The following is an 18,980-nucleotide window of genomic DNA, read 5'->3' as shown; positions in this document are numbered from 1 at the left end:
GTGGCTTTTTTTTATGCGGCGCCTTCGAGGGCGTCGTTGCTGAGCCAGCCGTTGAGGGCAGTGGCGGTCATCGGGCGGGCGAACAGGAAGCCCTGGGCCAGCGGGCAGCCCAGCGATTGCAGGATCTGCGCCTGGCGCTCGTCTTCCACACCTTCTGCAATCACGGCCAGCCCCAGGTTGCGGCCAAGCTGAATCACCATTTCCGCAATGCTGCTGCCGCGCGCCGAGCCGGTGATCTCGGTGACGAAGGCGCGGTCGATCTTCAGGCGGTCGATCTGAAGGCGCTGCAGGTAGGACAGCGAGGAAAAGCCGGTGCCAAAGTCATCGATCGCGATGCTGACGCCGGTCTGCTTGATCTGGCCTAGCATCTTGATGAGCAGGTCCGGCTCTTCCATGGCCATCGATTCGGTGATTTCCAGTTCGATGTGTTCCGGCGGCGCGCCGGTGTCGTCCAGCGCTTTCCTGAGCATGTCGAGGAAGTGCGGATGGCGGAACTGCACCTGCGACACGTTAATCGACATCATGAAATCGCGGTGGCCGGCCTTGCGCAGGTCGACCAGCTCGCGGCAGGCGGTCCGCATCACCCACTCGCCCAGATCGATAATCAGGCCAGAATACTCGGCAATCGGGATGAAGCGGTCAGGCGAGATGAACTTGCCGTCCGGCGTCTGCCAGCGCAGCAGGGCTTCGGCGCCCACCGGGCGGCGCGTCACCAGGTCGATCTGCGGCTGGTACACCACAAACAGCTGGTTCTGGCCAAACGCGGTGCGCAGCGCGTGCATCATCCGCACGCGTTCGCGGATCTCGACGCCCATCGAGCGCGAGAAGTAGAAATGGCCGGCGCGCTGCTGCGACTTGGCGCGTTTCAGCGCGATGTCGGCGTCCTTGAGCGCATCGGCGCCGGTGCCTTCGTGTTCGCCCAGGCGCACCAGGCCCAGCGTGGCGGACAGCTGCACGTCCTGGCCATCAATGCTGAACGGACGCTGGAACAGGCCCAGGATGTTGCCCGGATTGACTTGCGAGGAGTCGCCCAGCACGCAGAAAATGTCGCCGCCGATGCGGGCCACGGTCAGTTGCCCGCCCAGTTCGGTCTGCAGACGGCCGGCAACGGCAATCAGCAGCATGTCGCCAAACTGGTGGCCGAGCGCGTCGTTGGTTTCGGCAAAGTGGTCGAGATCGACCAGCGACAGCGTGGCGTCGTCGCGCGCCGGGCCGGCCAGGGCGGCGTCCAGGATTTCAACCAGGCGCGTGCGGTTGGGCAGCTTCGACAGCTGGTCGTAAAATGCCGCGTTGTGTAAATGCGTCACCAGCTCGACGTTGTCGAGGCCGACAGCGACGTTGCTGCAGAAAACTTCCAGCAAGCGCTCGTCAATTTCAGTGAGGCCGCGCTTGATTTCCATAAAGGCCACGAAGTCGCGGCTGGCCTTGCCGGCGAAGTACAGCGTGATGTAGTCGGGGCCGTAGACATTGCGGCGTTGCGCCAGCGCCAGCTCCAGTGCTTCGTGGATACGCTGGTCTTCGCGCACGGTCAGCGTGATGTTGTCCAGATGGCGGAAGGTGCCGGCCGTGGCCATCACCATCAGCTCATGGCAGCCGTCTTCCGGGCATTCCTGCACGCATAGCACGCCGTTGGCTTCCATGCCCAGCAGGTCGCCCACCTGCGCCAGTACGCCGGCCGCGAAGTTCTGCACGCCGTGCAGCGTCATGAGCTGGGTGCTGGCCTGGACGATCTGGTTCAGGCCGCGGCGGCTGTCGTTGATCTTGCGGATTTGTTCGTAAGAGCGGATCGCTGCAGTCACCGTGGTGAACAGCTTGATGCGGGTGAGTTCCGACTTGGTCTTGTAGTCGTTGATGTCGAAATCGCGGATAGCGTCGATTTCTGGCGCGTAGCCGGGCTGGCCGGTGCGCAGGATGATGCGGACGTCCTGCAGCTTCAGCGTTTCGCGGATGTAGCGCACCAAATGCAGACCGGCGTCGTCCTGTTCCATAACGACGTCCAGCAGAATGACGGCGATTTCCGGCTCATGCTTGAGCATTTCGCGCGCCTGTCCGGCCGAATACGCATGGACGAATTCCAGCGGGCGATGCTGCATGTCGAGATTACCCAGCGCAAAGGTGGTGGTCGAGTGGACGTCTTCGTCGTCGTCGATAATCATGACCCGCCAGACATTGCGGACACCCGCCGTAACGGGGGCCGGATGCTCTTCTAAGAATACCAAATCGTCTTGATCATCCTTGGATTGCTCAAGGGGTGTGACCGGTGGGGGCATGTGTAGCTTCTCCAGGATTACTCGGTGCTCTTGCGTTCAAGTATATAGCGAATTGTCAAAAAGAATGCAGTTTTCCATGGCTTTCAGCGGAAGCTTGTGCGCCGATGTGCAAGTTACACCATACTTGTATCAAAAGAATGAAATTTTACCAAGCGAAACTTGCTTTGTGGAAATTATTTCGCAGACAGGACGCCACAGTGCGCGGACTGGTAGAATAAGGAACTTTCCACTTTTTCCCGAAGATTCTTTTCCTATGTCCGGTAATACTTTTGGCAAATTGTTCTCCGTTACTACCTTTGGTGAGTCGCACGGTCCCGCGATTGGTTGTGTGATCGATGGCTGCCCACCCGGATTACCGTTGTCGGAAGCTGACATTCAGCCGGAACTGGACCGTCGCAAACCGGGCACGTCGCGCCATGTGACGCAGCGCCAGGAGTCGGATACGGTGGAGATTCTGTCCGGCGTGTACGAGGGCGTAACCACCGGCACGCCGATCGCGCTGCTGATCCGCAACGAAGACCAGCGCAGCAAGGATTACGGCAATATCGCCGACAGCTTCCGCCCTGGCCACGCAGACTACACCTACTGGCATAAATACGGCGTTCGCGATCCGCGCGGCGGCGGCCGTTCGTCGGCACGCCTGACCGCGCCGGTGGTGGGCGCAGCGGCGATTGCCAAGAAGTGGCTGTACCAGCAGTACGGCACCGTGTTCAAAGGCTGCATGAGCCAACTGGGCGAAATCGAAGTGCCGTTCCAGGACTGGAAACACGTGCCGGACAACCCGTTCTTTGCCGCCACCGGCGACAGCGCCGTGATCGAACGCATGGAAGCCTATATGGACGACCTGCGCAAGGCCGGCGATTCGATCGGCGCGCGCATCGACGTGATTGCGCAGAATATCCCGGTCGGCCTGGGCCAGCCGATTTACGACAAGCTGGATGCCGACATCGCGTACGCTATGATGGGGATTAACGCCGTCAAGGGCGTGGAAATCGGCGCCGGCTTCAAGTCGGTTGCGCAGAAGGGCACCGAGCACGGTGATCCGCTGACGCCACAAGGCTTCGTGGGCAACAATGCCGGCGGCGTACTGGGTGGCCTGTCGACGGGGCAGGACATCACGGTGTCAATCGCGATCAAGCCGACGTCCTCGATCCGCACGCCGCGTCCGTCAATTGACAAGGCGGGCAACCCGGTGATGGTGGAGACCTTCGGCCGCCACGATCCCTGCGTGGGCATCCGCGCGACGCCGATTGCGGAAGCCATGCTGGCACTGGTGCTCATCGACCATGCGCTGATGCACCGCGCCCAGTGCGGCGACGTCAAGGTGGCCACACCCAACATCGAGCTGTAAGCGGTGCCCGCGCAAGCACTGAGTTTCGCCTTATTCCTCTTCTGCTACTACGCGCACGCTGGCACCTGGAGCACCTACGCGACGCTGTTCTTTGCCGATAAAGGCATGACGGTCGCGCAGATCGGCGTGCTGATGTCGATGATCCAGGTGTTGCGCATCGTCGGCCCCAACGTCTGGGGCTATGTCGCCGATCATTACGACCGCCGGGTGCTGGTGCTGCGCCTGGCCGGCTTTGCCGCGCTGGTCGGCTTCTCGGGCTTCTTCATCGGCAGCACCTTTGGCCACTTCATGCTGGCCATGGTGATACTCAACCTGTTCACAAGCGGCCAGGCGCCCATCTGCGAAGCGCTGATGCTGTCCGAGATGAAGGGCGATCTTACCTACTATGGCCGTATCCGCATGTGGGGCTCGATCGGCTTTATCGTGTCGGTGACGCTGGCTTCGATCGCGCTCGAGCACTATGGCATCGTTACGCTGCCGTGGGTGGCGGTGGCGCTGCTGGTGGCGACCATCCTTGCCGCGTTCCGCCTGCGCGACGTGCCGCGCCGCACGCACAAGACGCCGCCACCGCCGTTGCTGTCGCTGCTGCGCCGGCGCGAGGTGATTGCCTTCTTTGCGTCAACCGCGCTGATGGTGTCGGCGCATACTTCGCTGTACACCTTCTACTCGCTGTACCTGGAGCGCAATGGCTACAGCAAGACGGTGATAGGCGCCATGTGGTCGCTCGGGGTGCTGGCGGAGGTGCTGCTGTTCTACTTCCAGGCGCCGCTGTTCAGGCGCTGGGGCGCGCAGCGCATGATGTATCTGACGCTGGCTGTCGGGGTGCTGCGTTTCCTGATGATTGGTCTGGGCTCGCACATCTTGTGGCTGCTGGTGTTGGCGCAGCTGATGCATGCCGCCACCTTCGCGCTGCATCACTCGTCCTCCGTGATGTCGCTGCAGCGCTGGTTCTCGGGGCCATTGCAGGCGCGCGGGCAGGCGCTGTACATGAGCATCTCTTACGGCATCGGCGGATCGCTGGGCGGCTTGTTCCTGGCGCAGTGGTGGGAGCGGGCGGGCGCCGAGTCGGTGTACTACGTGGCGTCGGTGCTGGTGGTGTTGTCCGCGCTGGCTGCCATGCTGTCCTTCCGCTGGCAGCAGCGCGACCGGTATTAACGCACCACTGGTTCCGGCGTGATGCCGTGACGGCGTTCGACCGCACGCACGACCATGGCGCGCATGTCATTCAGCAGCGAGAACTCGGTCTGGCTCAGCGAGATCGGCGGGAAGGAATCGTCCCAGTCGCCATACAGGAAGCCGGCCGGCTGGCCATTGGCGGACAGTGGCAGGATCACGAAGCTGCGCGCTTCCGATAACGATGATTTCCACCACAGCGGCAGCTTGGCGGCGAACTTGGCGTCACGCGCGTTTTCAATGAAGATCACGCGGTCGCTGTTCAGGGCGGCGTGGAACACATTGGGTTCGTAGGCGTCGTCGAAGGTCATCCCGGCCAGCAGTTCGCGCGTGCCTTCGCCAAAGCTGATCTTGGCCGAATAGGTGTTGTCCTTGCGGTTGCGGACGAAGGCCACGGCGCGCGAGAAGTCCAGACCCTTGTACACCGTCTCCAGCGCGATCTGCACCATCTGGCCAGGGCTGGCGGTATCCAGCACGTCGCGCATGTCGGACAGGCCGCTGAGCAGGATCTTGTTGCCGGCGGCGCGCTGGCGCGTCTTGGCCAGCGCCTTGGCGCGGCGTTCGGCAGGGCGCGACAGCGGAGCGATGGTGAGGTCGTTGGCGGCGATGACTTTGGCCTGCTCGATGGCGTGAATCAGATTGGGCGCTTCCACGCCCAGCATGCCGGCATAGCTTTCGGTCAGCTGTTTGACTTTCTCGGCGCCCACCGCGTCGTCATGCCACAGCGATTCCGCACACATGGCGGACATGGTGGACAGGCCGGCGATCCAGTCGGCGGCCGAAATTTCCGCTTGCGGTTCCGGCGGCGGCATCACCGTACGCATGCCGTTCACCAGCGACGCGGGCAGGCCCCAGTGCAGCGCGGCTGCATGGCCCACTTCCTCCAGGCTCAGGCCGAGGAATTCCGGCGCGGCGTCTTCCACCGAGCGGCCGTCCTGGTCGGCCAGGCGTTGCAGCTCGTGCCAGCGGTCCGGCATGTAGAAGGTCAGCATCATGCGGCCCAGCGTGTGCAGCATGGAGCACACCACGGCTTCTTCGCCGTGACGGCTTTCGGCGGTGTAGGCGATCTGCTGCGCCACGATCCCGGCCAGCACCGCTTTTTCCATCTCGATATGGGCGACCGTGGTGTCGGTGGAGGTGGCGGCCAGTTCTTCAATCAGCTTCAGGCCCAGCGCCAGATGGCCGATGGCTTCCGTGCCGAGCACCAGCACGGCTTTCGAGACGGTGTTGACGTGCTGGCCGAAAGCGGAATACATGCCGCTGTTGGCCAGCCGCAGGACCTTCTGCGTCAGCACGGGATCGGACAGCACCGTGCGCGTCATGTTGAATTCCTGTTCATCCTCGCCGCGCATGGCGCCAAGGATGGCGGTGATAGCTTTGGCGAAGCCCGGCATGTCGCCGCGCCGGCGCGTGCAGTCTCCCAGCTCGGTCAGCGTCTTGTTGCCCAGGGGCGTGCTGGCCTTGTAGCTGTTGATCATTGCGCCACCTGTCGCAATTCTGCCGGCACCAGTTTGGCGTGAATGCTTTCCTTGAGCGCTGCCAGCGCGACGTTGGCGGCCATTGGCTTACCGGTCAGGTAGCCCTGGATGTACTGGCAGCCGCGTTCTTCCAGGTACTGCAGCTGTTCTTCGGTTTCCACGCCTTCTGCGACCACCGACAGGTCCAGGTGCTTGGCCAGATCCAGCACTGCATTGCAGATGGCGCCGTCCTTGGCCGAACCTGGCAGGTCGCGAATGAAGGTGCGGTCGATTTTGAGTACCGAGATCGGGAAGCGTTTGAGGTAGGCCAGCGAGGAGTAGCCGGTGCCGAAATCGTCGATGGCGATGCGGGCTTTGCGCTCGGCCATTTTGGACAGGATGGACTCGGCATGCACTGGATCGATCATCAGTGTGCCTTCTGTGATTTCTAAAACCAATTGCTCACCAAGTAGGCCGGAGAAGGCGATCGCATCATCCAGCACATCTAAAAATTTATCGTTGCGGAACTGTCGGGGGCTGATATTAACAGAGATGTACAAGCTGCGCTTGGCCACCTCTTCAAACTGCTTGAGCTGCACGCAGGCGGCTTTCAGGGCCCAGGCGCCGAGCAGATTAATCAGGCCGTTGGTCTCGGCAATCGGAATGAAGCGTGCCGGCGGCACCATGCCCAGCGTTGGATGCTTCCAGCGCATCAGCGTTTCAAAGCCCTGGATTTCGCGTGTGTGGGCATCGACGATGGGCTGGTAGTACAGCAGGAATTCGCCTTCGCGCACTGCCTGGAACATCGCCGCTTCCAGCGAGATGTCGTGCTGCGGCGGACCGGCGAGGGCAGGGCTGTAGACCAGCGCGCGGGCCTTGCCGGTTTCCTTGGCGCGCGACATGGCGGCGTCGGCCAGCGCCAGCAGGCGGATCTCATCTTCGGCGTGCTGCGGATAGACCGAGACGCCCACCGAGGCGCCGATGTAGATGGTGTGGCCTTCGATTTCAAACGGCGACTGCAGCGTGGCGATCAGGCGGCCGGTGACCAGCTTGATCTGCGCTTCGGTAGCGGTACCCGGCAAGATCGCAACAAATTCGTCGCCGCCGACGCGGGCCAGGGTGTCGCTGTCGCGCAGTGTCTTGCGCAGGCGCTGGGCGGCCATGCGCAGCATGGCGTCGCCGATCGGATGGCCCAGGCCATCGTTGACTTTCTTGAAGCCGTCCAGGCCGATGTTGGCGACCGAGAAGCCTTGGCCGGAGCGGCGCGCGTTGGCGATCACCATGCGCATGCGGTCCGACAGCAGCAGGCGGTTTGGCAGTTCTGTCAAAGCGTCGTGCGTGGCCATGTGGCGCAGGCGTTCTTCGGTGGCGTGCTGCACGGTCATGTCGCGGCCGACCACCAGCAGTTCGGTGATGCCGTCGGCATTGTTGTAAGCGGAAATGCGGAATTCGTGCCACGGCTCGATGTCCAGCGTTTTCAGGCGCGCTTCAAGCAGGCGGGTGGTGTGGGATGCGGCGACATCGATGAGCGCGCCGGCCAGCTGGGCCTGGTCGCCATCGGCCAGCAGCGTGGCCATCGTGCAGCCGAGCAGCGGCGTGGCACTGCCGATGCGTGCGATGGCACGCCGGCTGGCGAACAACAGCTGACCCTGCTGGTTCAAACGGAATACAACATCGCCAGCCTCTTCCATGAGGTTATCCAATTCATGACGGAGCTGGGGCAGAACACTGGTTGGCATCGCGAAGATCTATTCTTTCAAATTATGCGTGTAACTATTGGGCTGCTTGAATCTTGCAAAACCATAACGAAATGTATCACTGATGAGAGTCAAATTGCATGAAAAAAGACAACATTACAGCGACTTTTTGAGAAATCTCTTGAGATAGTTCGAAAAACCGCTTTTCAGAGTGAAAAACCACTCTTGCGGAGGGGCGAAGTAATGGCGGTTTGACAAAAATATCGGCTCTCGATGAGCAGTGCATTTTCAAAGTCCACCAACAGTCCTTCGACCATCGCGCACAGTGCCGCTTCCGCTGCGGGGGACGGCCCGCCCGCGCGTTCGCGCAGCATGGCTGGCGTGGTTTGCAGCAGCGGGCGTAGCGGTGCGCTGTCCAGGACACCGCGGGGCAAAGTCGCCTGTTTGGCGTCCCATGGCTGGACGGTCCGGATGCTGTGCTGGACACTGATCGCCAGCGCGGCGAGTTGGGCCTGACTGTCGGCCACCGCATGCAGCAGCCCCGCGCGCTGCGCCTGGTCCGCACTCAGTGTGGCGCCTTCCAGCAGCAGGGGCAGGGCGGCCTGCAGGCCGGCCAGCCGCACGGTGCGGGCGATGCCGCCAGCGACCGGCGTCAGTCCCTGTCCGGCTTGTGGTTGGCTGAAACGCGTTTGACGCAAGGCGAGGCGGTGGTGGCAGGCCAGCGCAAAGGCAAACGCATGGCCGCTGATATCGCCACTGAGCACCGCGACCACCGCCACGTCCAGCGTTTCCAGCCGGCGTAGCAGCGCGTTGTAGGTGCTCAGCATTTGCATGCAGTCGCCGGCTTGCGCGGGCGTCAGCGCCATCAGATGCTCGCGCTCGTGGTGGTTGACACTGGCTTCGGCGTCAAAACTGATAATGATGGCGCCGAGCGGCGTGCGGCGCTGTTCCAGCCGATCCAGCAACGCCGCCAGTTCGCGCTGGAACAGGCGGCTCAGCGGATTGATCGCGCGCGCGGCCAGCAGCACGTTGAGAGCAGCGCCGGTTTGATGCGTGGTGATCATGCGCGCTCCGCTCAAACCCGTTCGATGATGGTGGCGATGCCCATGCCGCCGCCCACGCACATGGTCACCATGCCGCGCCACAGCCGGCGCGCTTCCAGTTCATCCAGCAAGGTCCCGAGCAGCATGCAGCCGGTGGCGCCCAGAGGATGGCCGAGGGCGATGGCGCCGCCATTGACGTTGACCTTGTCTTCGGGGACGTCCAGTTCGCGCATGAAACGCAAGACCACGGCAGCAAAGGCTTCGTTGATTTCAAACAGGTCGATGTCGTTGATCGACAGGCCGACTTTCTGCAAGGCCTTGCGCGCGGCGGGAGCAGGCCCGGTCAGCATGATGGTGGGCTCGCTGCCGCTGAGCGCCGCCGCGATGATGCGCGCGCGCGGCTGCAGGCCGATGCGCGCACCCGCCGCCTGGCTGCCGATCAGTGCGAGCGCCGCGCCATCCACAATGCCGGAGGAATTGCCTGCCGTGTGTTGATGGTCGATGCGCTGCAATTGCGGATACTTGCGCAGGGCGGTGCTGTCGAAACCCATGCGGCCCTGCGCTTCAAAGCAAGGCTTCAGGCTTTCAAGTATCGCCATGGTGGTACTGGGTTTGATGCATTCGTCTTGTGCCAGAATCATCACGCCGTTCTGGTCGCACACCGGCACGATGGAGCGGAAGCGGCCGTCGGCGCGGGCGGCTGCGGCTTTCTGCTGCGAGCGCAGTGCAAACGCGTCCAGCTGTTCGCGGTGATAGCCGTCCAGCGTGGCGATCAGATCCGCGCCGATGCCTTGCGGGACGAAGTCGGTTTTTAAACTAGTTTCAGGGTCCAGCGACCAGGCGCCGCCATCGGAGCCCATCGGCACGCGCGACATCGACTCGAGGCCGCCCGCTACCACCAGGTCTTCCCAGCCGGAACGCACTTTTTGCGCCGCCAGATTGACCGCTTCCAGCCCCGACGCGCAAAAGCGGTTCAGCTGCATGCCGGCGACTTTCCAGTCCCAGCCGGCGGCCAGCGCGGCGATCTTGGCGAGGTTGGCGCCTTGCTCGCCGACCGGCGTCACGCAGCCAAGCACCACATCGTCGACCAGCGCCGTGTCCAGCTGATGGCGGCTCTGCAGTTCGCTGAGCAGGCCGGTCAGCAGCGTGATGGGCTTGACGCTGTGCAGGCTGCCGTCCTTCTTTCCTCTGCCGCGCGGCGTGCGGATGGCCTCATAAATGTAAGCGTCGCTCATGTGCTTTCCGTCCCGGTTGTGCGCTCATCATATGGTTGTTTATGCAACAAAGCAACTGCTTGCTTCGTCCCGTGGATTGGGCTAGTCTGGGCATTGTTCAATAAAACCAACACCATCGTTTTGAACGGAGACAAGATGCAGGCTTTCGATACCCATGAGGTGCGCAATACTGTTGCGCCGTTTGAAAACGTCAACCTGTACGCGGCCGATCCGGCCTTGCGGGAAGCGCTGCTGCGCGAAGGCGCTGCCGATGCCGCCGCCTCGCTGCATGCGCTGGGCGCGGAGCTGGGACGCGCAGAGACGCTGGACCTGGCGCGCCTCGCCAATCTGTACACGCCCACGCTGCATAATTTTGACCGGCAAGGCCAGCGCATTGACGAGGTGGAGTTCCATCCCTCCTGGCATGGCTTGATGGCGCTGCTGATCGGCCACGGCACGCATTCGTCGCCATGGCAGGGCGGCCCCGGTGCACAGGTGGCGCGCGCCGCGCGCTATCTGCTGTTCGGCCAACTGGAGAACGGTTCGCAGTGCCCGGTGACGATGACTTACGCGTCGGTGCCGGCGTTGAGGCAAGCGCCACGCATCGCCGCCAGGTGGCTGCCCAAGATACTCTCCAACGACTACGATCCACGCTCGCTGCCGATCGAGCAAAAGCGCGGCGCCATTATCGGCATGGGCATGACCGAAAAGCAGGGCGGTTCCGACGTGCGCGCCAACACCACGCGCGCCGAGCCTGTGCTGCCTTCGGAAGCGCGCGCGCTGTTTGGCGAGGAGGGCGAAGACGTGTTCCGCATCGTCGGCCACAAGTGGTTCTTTTCGGCGCCGCAAAGCGACGCGCACCTGATCCTGGCGCAGACCGATACGGACGGCAGTGCGGGGCTGTCGTGCTTCTTCCTGCCACGCTATCTGCCGAACGGCGAGCGCAATGCGATCCGCGTGCAGCGTCTCAAAGACAAGGTGGGTAACCGCTCCAACGCCTCGTCGGAAGTGGAATTCACTGGCGCCTACGGCTGGCTGATTGGCAAGCAGGGACGCGGCATTCCCACCATTCTGGAGATGGGTAGCCACACGCGGCTGGATTGCGTGCTGGGCAGCGCCGGCGCGATGCGTGCCGCGTTGACGCACGCGCTGCATCACGCGCGCCGCCGCGTGGCGTTTGGCCGCTCGCTGGCCGAACAGCCGCTGATGCAGAACGTGCTGGCCGACCTGGCGCTGGAGTCGGAGGCCGCGACCGTGTTTGCGATGCGGCTGGCGCGCTGCTTCGACGAGATCAGCGATCCGCTCCAGGCCATGCTGGCACGCGTGCTGACGCCGGCCGGCAAGTACTGGGTCTGCAAGCGTGGTCCCGGCTTCGGCGCGGAAGCGATGGAAGTCATTGGCGGCAGCGGTTACGTGGAAGAGAGTCCGCTGGCGCGGCTGTACCGGGAATTGCCGGTCAACTCGATCTGGGAAGGTTCGGGCAACGTCATGTGCCTGGACCTGCTGCGTGCCCTGAGCAAGTCGCCGGAAGCACGCGAAGCGCTGGCCGCCGAACTGGCCCTGGCAGGCAACGGCGACACCTTCTTTGTCGCCTACCGCTCCACGCTGATGGCCGATCTGACGCAACAGCAGCCGGACGAATTCACCGCGCGTGTGCTGGCGGAGCGGGTGGTGCTGGCAGTGCAGGCGGCGCTGCTGCTGCGCCATGCGCCGGGCTATGTGTCGGCGGCGTTCATGGCCTCGCGCCTCAAGCGCGAACCGGGCGGCGCCTACGGCCGCTTGCCGCCGGGCGTCGATTGCGCGGCGATTCTGGCGCGGGCACTGGTCGAATGACGGTCGCCGTTGCGATCGACAACCGGCGCGCCGACCTGGTGCGCGTGGCCGCACGCCTGTTCCGCGAACGTGGCTTTGACGGCACCACCACGCGCGACATCGCCGATGCCGTCGGCATGCGTTCGGGCAGCCCGTTCTATCATTTCAAGAGCAAGCAGGAGATCCTGGCGGCGGTGATGGAGGAGGGACTGGTGGCCGGGCTGCCGGCCGCCGAAGCGATTGCGGCGGGCGCGCTGGCGCCGCGCGCCAAGTTTCAGGCGCTGGTGCGCGCCCACCTGGAGATCGTGCTGGGCGAGGGTCATGACTTCATCCCGGTGCTGCTGTACGACTGGCGCCGTCTGACGCCTGAGCTGCGCGAGCGCGTGCAAGTGCTGCGTGACCGCTACGACCAGCTGTGGCAGGATGTGGTCAATGAATTGTCCGCCGCCGGCCTGCTGAAAAGCGATAGCGCGGTGGCCCGGCTGCTGCTGATGGGCGCCGTTAATTACACGGTCTTGTGGTACAAGCCGGGGCAGGGATCGGGCCTGGACCAGATCGCGGCCGAGGCGGTGGCCATGTTTTTAGGCCCGGAGGCCTAGTATAATGCGGCTTACAACTGCCTAGACAAGAGCACATCCAATGAAACAAGACCCGCGTTTTCCGAACCTGTTCATCACCGATCACCCGCTGATCCAGCACAAGCTGAGCCACATGCGCGCCAAGGACACGTCGACCCGTACCTTCCGCGATCTGCTCAAGGAAATCACGCTGCTGATGGGTTACGAAATCACCCGCGACCTGCCGCTGACCACCCGCACCGTCGAAACGCCGCTGATGACGATTGAAGCGCCGGTCATCGCCGGCCGCAAACTGGCCATCGTTCCTATCCTGCGCGCCGGTATCGGCATGAGCGACGGCCTGCTGGACCTGGTGCCATCGGCCCGCGTCGGCCACATCGGCGTGTTCCGCGACCCGGAAACCCACCAGCCGGTGGAATACTTGGTGCGTCTGCCGGATCTGGTCGAGCGCACCTTCATCCTGTGCGACCCGATGGTTGCCACCGGCAATTCTGCGGTGCACGCGGTGGACGTGCTGAAGAAGCGCGGCGTCAGCGATGACCAGATCATCTTCCTGTCGCTGGTCGCCGCACCGGAAGGCATCGAAGTGTTCCAGAAATCCCACCCGGGCGTAAAGATCTACTGCGCCTCGCTGGACTCGCACCTGAACGACCACGCTTACATCGTGCCTGGCCTGGGCGACGCTGGCGACCGTATCTTCGGCACCAAATAATTCCTATGGCCACTCCTGTCGATCCAGATTTCCGCGCCCGCCTGGCAGCCCTGAACGAAAAATTCGCCGCCACCGTGCCGCTGACCATCGAAAAAATCCGCGCCGCGCTGGCGGACTGCGTGGCGGGCGGCGAGTCGCCACCGGAAGCGGCACTGCACCAGCTGCACGAGCTGTTGCACGGCTGGGCTGGATCGGCGGCCACCTTTGGTTTTCCCACGCTGGGCGCGGAAGCGCGCCGGATTGAACAGATGGTGCGTGGCGTGCTGACCACCCACACCGGCTGGTCGCCGGTGCCGGCGGAGGTGGAAAAACTGCTGGCCTGGGCCGGCCGCGATCCCAAAGCCAGCCAGTACGCTTGATCCGCGATCAAGCGTGCGCTTGATGCAGCTCAAACCCGATACGATTAAGTCGTCTATAGTGACTTTTACGGCCCGACGCGAGGGTTTTCTACCAAAAAATGCGACGCTGTGCATTTATTTGCGTGAAAACGTGCTTTTCTCTCGTAAATGGGTATAATGCGGCATCGTTTAGATTCAAGAGTAGTACAGTTTGTCTTTCTTGCCTCAAAAACGATATCACGGGCGCAAGCCCAAATTAACTGAAATAGGAATTGTAATGGCAACTGGTATCGTAAAATGGTTCAATGACTCGAAGGGTTTCGGCTTTATCACCCCTGACGAAGGCGGCGAAGATCTGTTCGCTCACTTCTCGGCGATTCAGTCGGCTGGCTTCAAGTCGCTGCAAGAGAACCAACGCGTTTCTTTCGAAGTAACTGCTGGCCCTAAAGGCAAGCAAGCTTCGAACATTCAGCCGCTGTAATACGCTGGATCTAACGATCAAGAAATCCTCGGTACCCGAGGATTTTTTTTTATCTGTACGGTTTACTTTCCCGACTTGCGCCAGTAGTCCGGCTGCGCGTAGGTATGGCGCAGGAAGTCCACAAAGGCCCGTATCCGCAGCGGCAGATGGCGGCGCTGGGCGAACACCGCATAGATGTCATTGCCCGGCGCTGAGTAGCCGTCCAGCACGGTTTGCAGCTTGCCTGCCTCAATCGCACTGCCCACTTCCCACATCGACCGCCACGCCAGGCCCTTGCCGGCCAGCGCCCATTCGTGCAGCACCTGGCCGTCGTTGCACGCCATATTGCCGTTGACCTTCAATACCACGTTCTTGCCGCCTTCACGGAAGGTCCAGCCGCGCTGGCTGCCTTCACTGCTGATGGCCAGGCAATTATGTTTGCTGAGATCGGCCAGGGCTTTGGGTTCGCCATGGCGTTTGAGGTAGGCCGGCGCGCCGACCACCACGCGCTCGTTATCGGCCAGCTTGACGCTGACCAGGCTGGAATCCGACAGGCTGGCAATGCGGATCGCCACATCGATGCTTTCGCCCACGATATCGACCACGCGGTCGCTCATGTTCAGCGTCACCGTCACATCGCGGTGTTCGGCCAGGAAGGACGGCAGCAGCGGCGCCACGTGCTGGCGGCCAAAACCGGCTGGCGCCGAGATCATGAGGTGGCCTGTGGCATTGGCGCTACGTTCGGTAACGGCGGATTCCGCTTCTTCCAGCTCCGCCAGGATGCGCTGGCAGTCCTCCAGGAACGCCGCGCCTTCATCGGTCAGCGCCAGCTTGCGCGTGGTGCGTTGCAGCAGCTTGACCCCCAGGCGGGTCTCCAGCGCGTCCAGCCGGCGGCCTATCATGGCGGGCGCAATGCCTTCCGCGCGTGCGGCGGCGGAAAGGCTGCCTCTGGCAACCACTTCAACGAAAGTGGAAATCTGTCTGAATTGCCCCATACCCGCCTGTCCCCGTCATTTTGTACAAAAACGCATAGATGAAATGATTTTTAGTCTTGTTTGCATAACTAACGAGTGAATATACTGTAAAACAATTCATGTTGTAACTGAGTTTGTACACTAAAAACATCGCAGTGCAACAAGCATATAATGTCCTGATTCGTTGTTATTTTTTTACGGAGATCACCTCATGACGCAGTCCACCCTCACTTTGCCAGCAGGCATGGAAATCACGGGCGAGATCAAGCCCGGTTACGAAGCAATCCTGACGCCCGACGCGTTGGCACTGGTGGCCAAGCTGAGCCGCGAGTTTGAATCCCGTCGCCAGCAACTGCTGGCCGTGCGCGTCGAGCGCGCCAAGCGCCTGGATGCGGGCGAGCGTCCAGATTTCCTGGCCGATACCGCGCACATCCGCAATGGTGACTGGCGCATCGCGCCGATCCCGAAAGCGCTGGAGTGCCGCCGCGTGGAAATCACCGGTCCGGTCGAGCGCAAAATGGTCATCAACGCCCTGAACTCGGGCGCCGACAGCTACATGACCGACTTCGAAGATTCCAACACGCCAAACTGGGACAACCAGATCACGGGCCAGATCAATATGAAAGATGCCGTCCGCGGCACCATTTCGCTGGAACAGAACGGCAAGTCCTACAAGCTGAACGACAAAGTGGCCACGCTGGTGGTGCGTCCACGCGGCTGGCACCTGGACGAGAAGCACGTGCTGGTAGACGGCAAGCGCATCTCGGGCGGCATCTTTGACTTCGCGCTGTTCCTGTTCCACAACGCCAAAGAGCAGATCGCCCGCGGCGCCGGCCCGTTCTTCTACCTGCCGAAGATGGAATCGCACCTGGAAGCGCGTCTGTGGAACGACATCTTCGTGTTGGCACAGAAGGAAGTGGGCCTGCCACAGGGCACCATCAAAGCCACCGTGCTGATCGAAACCGTCCTGGCTGCCTTCGAAATGGACGAGATCCTGTACGAACTGCGCGAACACAGCTCGGGCCTGAACGCCGGCCGCTGGGACTACATTTTCTCGTGCATCAAGAAGTTCAAGCTGGACAAGGAATTCTGCCTGGCCGACCGCGCCAAGGTCACCATGACCTCGCCGTTCATGCGCGCTTACGCACTGCTGCTGCTGAAGACCTGCCACAAGCGCAATGCGCCAGCAATCGGCGGCATGGCGGCGCTGATTCCAATCAAGAACGACCCAGAGAAAAACGAAGTCGCCATGGGCGGCGTGCGCAACGACAAGGCGCGCGATGCCACCGACGGCTACGACGGCGGCTGGGTAGCCCACCCGGGTCTGGTGGACCTGGCCATGGCCGAGTTCAAGAAAGTGCTGGGCGATAAGCCGAACCAGATCGAGAAACAGCGTCTGGACGTGGAAGTGCATGCCGAGCAGCTGCTGGACTTTAAGCCGGAAGCGCCGATCACTGAAGCCGGCCTGCGCTACAACATCAATGTCGGCATCCACTACCTGGGCGCCTGGCTGACCGGTAACGGCTGCGTGCCAATTCACAACCTGATGGAAGATGCGGCCACCGCCGAGATCAGCCGTTCGCAAGTCTGGCAGTGGATTCGTTCCGACAAGGGCGTGCTGGAAGATGGCCGCAAAGTCACCGCCGACATGGTGCGCGCCATGATCCCGGAAGAGCTGGCCAAGGTGCAGGCGTCCGCCCCGGGCGGCGACGGCCCGACCTATCCGCGCGCGGCGCAGATTTTCGAGCAGATGTCGACCTCTGAAGCGTTTGAAGAGTTCCTGACGCTGCCGCTGTACGAAGAGATCTAAAAACAGCGATCTAAAAACAAAAACGGCCCGCAAGGGCCGTTTTTCTTAGAAGTCGTTCTTCCATAACCGCAGCGCGGTGAAGGTGGCCAGCGGCGTATCGATGCGGTCGAGACGTCCAGCCTTGACGAGCTGCTCGGCAATCGCCGGCTCGCGGTAGCGCAGGAAGGGATTGGTGGCCTTCTCGAGGCCGATGGTGCTGGGCACGGTTGGCACATCGTGCTCGCGTTTGTCGGTTTCCACCTTTACGCGCTCTTGCAGCGCCACATTGTCCGGTTCGACCACGCGTGCGAAACGCAGGTTGGACAGCGTGTATTCATGCGCGCAATACACGCGCGTGTCATCTGGCAGTGCAGCAAGCTTGCCGAGCGAGCTGATCATCTGCGCCGGCGTGCCTTCAAACAGACGGCCGCAACCGCCGGCAAACAGCGTATCGCCACAGAACAGCCAACTCGGCTCCGTACCTTCGGCCTCGCGCACGTAGGCGATGTGGCCCATGGTGTGGCCCGGCACATCCAGCACCGACAACTTCAGCGCCAGACCCGGCACATCGATGACCTTGCCTTCACCGACCGGCAGCGTGACGGCATCGATGGTCTCGTTGCGCGGACCAAAAACGGGAACCTGATAATGCTGTAATAATTCGGGAACGCCGCCGATATGGTCAGCGTGGTGATGGGTGAGTAGAATGGCGGTGAGCTTGAGTCCGTTTGCTTTCAGCGCTGCCAGGATGGGTTTGGCATCGCCCGGGTCGACCACCGCGGCATGTGTGCCATCATGTATCAACCACAAATAATTGTCGCGGAACGCAGGTACCGTTAAAACACTGAAAGCTTGAGTAGAAGATATGGTCATCGGATCGCAAAAGTCGCTAAAGGCCAGGCATGGATAAGGCGGGGTCGGAGAAATCCATTATAGCGCTGGAAGGCTGGCTACAAACGCCCGCAGGTGTGTACATGCGTGCGTGGGAACAAAGCTGTCTCGATAATTTGACAGCTGACATCTTCGGCTACAACGCGGTGCAGATCGGCATGCCTGAAATTGATGCACTCGCCGCCAGCCGCATGCCTTACAAACTGCTGGCCGACCGCAAGCCGCGCGCGGCGCGCGAGCAGCAGCGCGCGGTGAACCTGACGCTGGACTACACCGAACTGCCGTTCGCATCGCAAAGCATCGATCTGGTGGTGTTGCCGCACGTGCTGGAATTTTCCACCGATCCGCACCAGGTGCTGCGCGAGGTCGAACGGGTGCTGATTCCGGAAGGGCAGGTCATCATCTGCGGTTTCAATCCCGCCAGCCTGTGGGGCGCGCGCCACGTGCTGCGGCGCGTCGGCGGCACCTCTTTCCTGCCGCGGACCGAAGAGCTGATCTCTATGCCGCGCATGAAAGACTGGTTAAAATTATTGAATATGGGCGCCACGCAAAGCCGCTTTGGCTGTTATGCGCCAGCCTGCCGCACAGAAAAATGGCTGCACCGCTACGCCTTCATGGATAATGCCGGGTCGCGCTGGTGGCCGTATCTGGGCGGCGTCTACGTGGTGCAGGCGATCAAGCGCGTCAAAGGCATGCGCCTGATTGGTCCGGCATGGAGCAGAAAAACGGCAGCGGCCCCTTCGGCCGTGCCGGCAACAAACAAAAGAAGAGAGCAGCAGGATGGATAAGGTTGAAATTTTTACCGACGGCGCATGCAAGGGCAATCCCGGCCTGGGCGGCTGGGGCGCGTTGCTGGTGGCAGGCGAGGCCGAGAAGGAAATCTTCGGCGGCACACGCGACACCACCAACAACCGCATGGAGTTGCAGGCCGTGATCGAAGCGCTGAGCGCATTGAAACGGCCGTGCTTTGTGGTGCTGCATACGGATAGCCAGTATGTGCAAAAAGGCATCAGCGAATGGATACACGGCTGGAAGGCACGCGGCTGGAAAACCTCGACCAAGGAACCGGTCAAGAACGAAGACCTGTGGAAGGCGCTGGATGCGGCGCAGACCATGCACACCGTCGAATGGCGCTGGGTGCGTGGCCACAACGGCCATCCGGGCAACGAGCGCGCCGACATGCTGGCCAACAAGGGCGTGGAAGTCGCGCGCGGCCGCTGA

17 protein-coding genes are annotated in these 18,980 nt (G+C 62.1%); 10 read left to right on the top strand and 7 right to left on the bottom strand.

What is annotated here, in order from left to right:
* Positions 1-11: 11 nt before the first annotated feature.
* On the bottom strand, positions 12-2,270 hold the full coding sequence (locus GTP58_RS28595; RefSeq protein WP_161080356.1) for an EAL domain-containing protein: 2,259 nt from the start codon (positions 2,268-2,270) through the stop codon (positions 12-14).
* A 253-nt stretch (positions 2,271-2,523) separates the two neighbouring features.
* On the opposite strand from GTP58_RS28595, the gene aroC reads away from it, so the two are divergent.
* Together aroC and GTP58_RS28585 are read left to right on the top strand one after the other, a co-directional pair.
* Positions 2,524-3,621, top strand: coding sequence for a chorismate synthase (aroC, locus tag GTP58_RS28590; RefSeq protein WP_161080355.1), 1,098 nt, complete (start codon positions 2,524-2,526; stop codon positions 3,619-3,621).
* A gap of 3 nt (positions 3,622-3,624) precedes the next feature.
* Positions 3,625-4,776, top strand: a complete 1,152-nt coding sequence (locus tag GTP58_RS28585; protein WP_161080354.1) for an MFS transporter — start codon at positions 3,625-3,627, stop codon at positions 4,774-4,776.
* Here the strand turns inward: GTP58_RS28585 and GTP58_RS28580 are convergent.
* From GTP58_RS28580 to GTP58_RS28565, 4 genes are all read right to left on the bottom strand, one after another.
* Positions 4,773-6,272, bottom strand: a complete 1,500-nt coding sequence (locus tag GTP58_RS28580) for an HDOD domain-containing protein (RefSeq protein ID WP_161080353.1) — start codon at positions 6,270-6,272, stop codon at positions 4,773-4,775. The genes GTP58_RS28585 and GTP58_RS28580 overlap by 4 nt on opposite strands.
* Complete coding sequence (locus GTP58_RS28575; RefSeq protein WP_161080352.1) at positions 6,269-7,942, bottom strand: bifunctional diguanylate cyclase/phosphodiesterase; 1,674 nt, start codon at positions 7,940-7,942, stop codon at positions 6,269-6,271. Before GTP58_RS28575 ends, GTP58_RS28580 begins: the two co-directional genes overlap by 4 nt.
* A gap of 212 nt (positions 7,943-8,154) precedes the next feature.
* Complete coding sequence (locus tag GTP58_RS28570) at positions 8,155-9,012, bottom strand: enoyl-CoA hydratase/isomerase family protein (RefSeq protein WP_161080351.1); 858 nt, start codon at positions 9,010-9,012, stop codon at positions 8,155-8,157.
* A gap of 11 nt (positions 9,013-9,023) precedes the next feature.
* A complete protein-coding gene (locus GTP58_RS28565) occupies positions 9,024-10,226 on the bottom strand; it encodes an acetyl-CoA C-acetyltransferase (protein ID WP_161080350.1) in 1,203 nt (400 codons plus the stop codon).
* Positions 10,227-10,361: 135 nt separating this feature from the next.
* Here GTP58_RS28565 and GTP58_RS28560 point away from each other — a divergent pair, with 135 nt between their 5' ends.
* The 5 genes from GTP58_RS28560 to GTP58_RS28540 all read left to right on the top strand — a co-directional run bounded on the left by GTP58_RS28560 (position 10,362) and on the right by GTP58_RS28540 (position 14,126).
* On the top strand, positions 10,362-12,038 hold the full coding sequence (locus tag GTP58_RS28560; protein ID WP_161080349.1) for an isovaleryl-CoA dehydrogenase: 1,677 nt from the start codon (positions 10,362-10,364) through the stop codon (positions 12,036-12,038).
* Positions 12,035-12,616, top strand: coding sequence for a TetR/AcrR family transcriptional regulator (locus GTP58_RS28555; RefSeq protein WP_161080348.1), 582 nt, complete (start codon positions 12,035-12,037; stop codon positions 12,614-12,616). The genes GTP58_RS28560 and GTP58_RS28555 overlap by 4 nt, the downstream gene beginning before the upstream one ends.
* 40 nt (positions 12,617-12,656) lie before the next feature.
* Positions 12,657-13,307 carry a uracil phosphoribosyltransferase gene (gene upp / locus GTP58_RS28550; protein WP_161080347.1) on the top strand — a complete coding sequence of 217 codons (651 nt, stop codon included), beginning with the start codon at positions 12,657-12,659 and terminating at the stop codon, positions 13,305-13,307.
* 5 nt (positions 13,308-13,312) lie between these two features.
* Positions 13,313-13,666, top strand: a complete 354-nt coding sequence (locus GTP58_RS28545) for an Hpt domain-containing protein (protein ID WP_161080346.1) — start codon at positions 13,313-13,315, stop codon at positions 13,664-13,666.
* Between the two features lie 256 nt (positions 13,667-13,922).
* A complete protein-coding gene (locus GTP58_RS28540) occupies positions 13,923-14,126 on the top strand; it encodes a cold-shock protein (protein ID WP_008448165.1) in 204 nt (67 codons plus the stop codon).
* A gap of 62 nt (positions 14,127-14,188) precedes the next feature.
* Here GTP58_RS28540 and GTP58_RS28535 read toward each other — a convergent pair whose 3' ends face one another.
* A complete protein-coding gene (locus tag GTP58_RS28535) occupies positions 14,189-15,100 on the bottom strand; it encodes a LysR family transcriptional regulator (protein ID WP_072790173.1) in 912 nt (303 codons plus the stop codon).
* A 190-nt stretch (positions 15,101-15,290) separates the two neighbouring features.
* Here GTP58_RS28535 and aceB point away from each other — a divergent pair, with 190 nt between their 5' ends.
* A complete protein-coding gene (gene aceB, locus GTP58_RS28530) occupies positions 15,291-16,889 on the top strand; it encodes a malate synthase A (protein WP_161080345.1) in 1,599 nt (532 codons plus the stop codon).
* A 45-nt stretch (positions 16,890-16,934) separates the two neighbouring features.
* Here the strand turns inward: aceB and gloB are convergent, their stop codons facing one another.
* Positions 16,935-17,741, bottom strand: a complete 807-nt coding sequence (gene gloB / locus GTP58_RS28525; RefSeq protein ID WP_072790180.1) for a hydroxyacylglutathione hydrolase — start codon at positions 17,739-17,741, stop codon at positions 16,935-16,937.
* 29 nt (positions 17,742-17,770) lie between these two features.
* Between gloB and GTP58_RS28520 the strand changes: the two genes are divergently transcribed.
* A complete protein-coding gene (locus GTP58_RS28520; protein WP_072790184.1) occupies positions 17,771-18,547 on the top strand; it encodes a class I SAM-dependent methyltransferase in 777 nt (258 codons plus the stop codon).
* Complete coding sequence (gene rnhA, locus GTP58_RS28515; RefSeq protein ID WP_072790187.1) at positions 18,540-18,980, top strand: ribonuclease HI; 441 nt, start codon at positions 18,540-18,542, stop codon at positions 18,978-18,980. Before GTP58_RS28520 ends, rnhA begins: the two co-directional genes overlap by 8 nt.

This window comes from Duganella sp. CY15W (assembly GCF_009857555.1).
GTDB classification, from domain to species: Bacteria; Pseudomonadota; Gammaproteobacteria; order Burkholderiales; family Burkholderiaceae_D; genus Rugamonas; species Rugamonas sacchari.
The sequence above is the reverse complement of the archived record's forward strand: the minus strand, read 5'-3'. Positions and strand labels throughout refer to the sequence as shown.